This is a genomic window from Hymenobacter rubidus, from assembly GCF_016734815.1.
Lineage (GTDB): Bacteria > Bacteroidota > Bacteroidia > Cytophagales > Hymenobacteraceae > Hymenobacter > Hymenobacter rubidus.
The window spans coordinates 1-1,163 of sequence record NZ_JAERQF010000076.1 but is presented as its reverse complement, the minus strand read 5'-3'; the positions used below and the strand labels follow the sequence as shown (position 1 = coordinate 1,163).

The window sequence follows — 1,163 nt, the reverse complement described above, 5'->3', positions numbered from 1 at the left end:
AGCCCGTGCCAATGCCCAGGGCGACGGTGCCCGTGGTCGTGGTGCAGTAGCTGGTTGCGCCGTAGCCAATGTTGGCCGTTGCAGGGGTGGTAATAGTGACGGTTGCCGTACCAGTTACAGCGGCGCAGCCGCCAGCCGCGGCAATGGTGTTGGTCACGGTGTAGGTGCCTGCAGTAGAAGAGGAAGGCGTGATGGCGCCGGTGGTGGCATTCAGCGTCAAGCCGGTAGTCGAGGAGAAGGTGCCGGCGGTGGCGCCAGTGGCCAGCGTGGGAACTACCGCAGCAGTAGCGCTGGTGCAGTAAGCCGTGGCGCCGTAGCTGAAGCCCGCCGTTTGCGGAGCGGTGATGGTGACGGTTGCCGTACCAGTTACAGCAGCGCAACCGCCGGCCGCGGCAATGGTATTGGTCACGGTGTAGGTGCCCGGCGTCGAGGACGAAGGTGTGATGGCGCCCGTGGTGGCATCCAGCGTTAAGCCGGTAATGGAGCTAAAGGTGCCGGCCGTGGCACCGGTGGCCAGTGTGGGGGCCACGGCGCTGGTGGCGCTGGTGCAGTAAGCCGGCGCGCTGCCGTAGCTAAAGCCGGCCGTGGCGGGAGCCGTAACCGTTACGGTAGAAGTAGCACTAGCCGCCGCGCAGCCATTAGCTGCTGCAATGGCATTGGTAACAACGTAAGTGCCGGGCGTGCTGCTGCTGAGCGTGATGGCACCCGTAGTGGCATTTAGCGTCAAACCTGCAGTCGACGAGAACGTGCCAGCGCTGCTACCCGAGGGGAAAGTTGGCGTTGGGGCGGTGGTACCCGAGGTGCAATACGAAGTAGTTGGGTAGCTGAACGTTGCCGAAGGAGCGTTGGTCAGCGTCACCGTGGCCGTGCTGCTGCCAGGGCAGGTGCCGGCTACGCTATACGTTACGGTGTAGGTGCCGGGGGTGCTAGCGCTCAATAAGATAGTGCCGGTGGAGGCATTTATGCTCAAGCCAGTGGTCGAAGAGAACGTGCCGCCCGTAGTGCCCGTCACGTTAGCCGTGGGGTTTGAGCTGCTCAGGCAGAACGTAGAGCCGCCGTAGGTAAACGCCGCCGATGCTGCTGAGTTGATGGTGACGGTTGCCGTACCAGTTACAGCGGCGCAGCCGCCAGCCGCGGCAATGGTGTTGGTCACGGTGTAGGTG

Annotated in this window: 1 pseudogene; it reads right to left on the bottom strand. The window is 63.6% G+C overall.

Annotation, left to right across the window (positions count from 1 at the left end):
• Window positions 1–1,163 (bottom strand): annotated as a pseudogene (locus JKL48_RS22835) (hypothetical protein); the annotation flags it as partial.